Origin of the sequence: Streptomyces bambusae (assembly GCF_019400985.1) — a bacterium.
In the GTDB taxonomy this organism is placed as follows: Bacteria; Actinomycetota; Actinomycetes; order Streptomycetales; family Streptomycetaceae; genus Streptomyces; species Streptomyces bambusae_A.
Genome location: NZ_WTFF01000631.1, coordinates 1 through 1,448 on the forward strand (window position 1 = coordinate 1; position 1,448 = coordinate 1,448).

The 1,448-nt window shown below is 78.0% G+C and carries 1 protein-coding gene; it reads left to right on the plus strand.

What is annotated here, in order from left to right:
* Positions 1 to 264: 264 nt before the first annotated feature.
* Positions 265 to 1,284, plus strand: coding sequence for an NAD-dependent epimerase/dehydratase family protein (locus GPJ59_RS36190; protein ID WP_219672352.1), 1,020 nt, complete (start codon positions 265 to 267; stop codon positions 1,282 to 1,284).
* The last annotated feature ends 164 nt before the right edge of the window (positions 1,285 to 1,448 follow it).

Here is a 1,448-nt window from a genome sequence, read left to right on the forward strand (position 1 = left end):
CGGCTGTTGCGGCGGGCGGAGCGGCCGCGGCGGGGTCTGCTCCGGCGAGGGCGCCCGCGGCCAGGAGCAGGCTGCCGAGCATGCACATGATCCTCGTACGTCTCATGGCCCCGCAGTGAAGCGCGGCCCGCCGGGCGCGCGCCAGGGCGGGGCCCGGGCCCTGGCGCGATATCGCCCGGCGTGCATGGCCCGGGCCCCGGCGGGCAGCCGCGTACACAGGAGCCCGGGCGCACGGGTCCGGGCGCGAGGGTGAGGGGCGTCGTCATGCGAGTCGTCGTCACCGGGGCCACGGGCAACGTCGGCACCAGCGTGGTCCAGGCCCTGGCCGCCCATCCGGCGGTGACGGACGTGCTCGGCCTGGCCCGCAGGATCCCCGACTGGCAGCCGCCCGGCACCCGCTGGGCCGCCGCCGACATCGACCCGGGCAAGGACGACCTCGTCGCGCCGTTCTCGGGCGCCGACGCCGTGGTGCACCTGGCCTGGCGGTTCCAGCCCACCCACGACCCCGTGACGACCTGGCGCACGAACGTGCTGGGCGGCATCCGGGTCTTCGAGGCGGCCGCGGCCGCCGGCGTGCACGCCTTGGTGTACGCGTCCTCGATCGGCGCCTACTCCCCCGGGCCCGCGGACGGCCGCCCCGTGGACGAGTCCTGGCCCACGCACGGCTGGCCCGGGGCCGCGTACACCCGGGAGAAGGCCTACCTGGAGCGCTACCTCGACGGCTACCAGCTCGCGCACCCGCAGATGCGGGTGGTGCGGATGCGGCCGGCCTTCCTGTTCAAGGAGGCCGCGGCCTCCGAGCAGCGCCGGATCTTCGCGGGCCCGCTGCTGCCCTGGCGGCTCGTGCGGCCGGGCCTGGTCCCGGCCGTGCCGGACCTGCCGGGGCTGCGCTTCCAGGCCCTGCACACCGACGACGCGGCCGCCGCGTACCGGGCGGCGGTGGTGCTGCCGGTGCGCGGACCGTTCAACCTGGTGGCCGACCCGGTGATGGACTCCGCCGCGCTGGCCGAGCTGCTGCGAGCCCGTACGGTGACCCTGCCGCTGGCCGCCACCCGGACGGCCGTGGCCGCGGCCTGGCGGATGCACCTGGTGCCGGCCTCGCCCGGGCTGCTGGACGCCGTACTGCGCCTCCCGCTGCTCGTGGCGGGACGGGCCCGCCACGAGCTGGGCTGGGAGCCGCGGTACACGGCCACGGAGGCGATGGAGGCCTTCCTGCGCGGGCTGCGCGAGGGGGCGGGCCTGGCGACCGCGCCGCTCGCGGGCTCGGGTGTGGGCGGCGGCTGACCGGGTAGCCGCCGGACATGACGGTACGCCTCGACAGCACGATCCCCCTGCTGCTGCGCGGCTACGCCTGGCTCCCGGCCCGCCGCCGCCGCTGCGCCGGGCGCGGCGGTGACGGCGGTGACGGCGGTAGCAGGACCGGCGGGGACGGGACCGGCGGTGCCGGC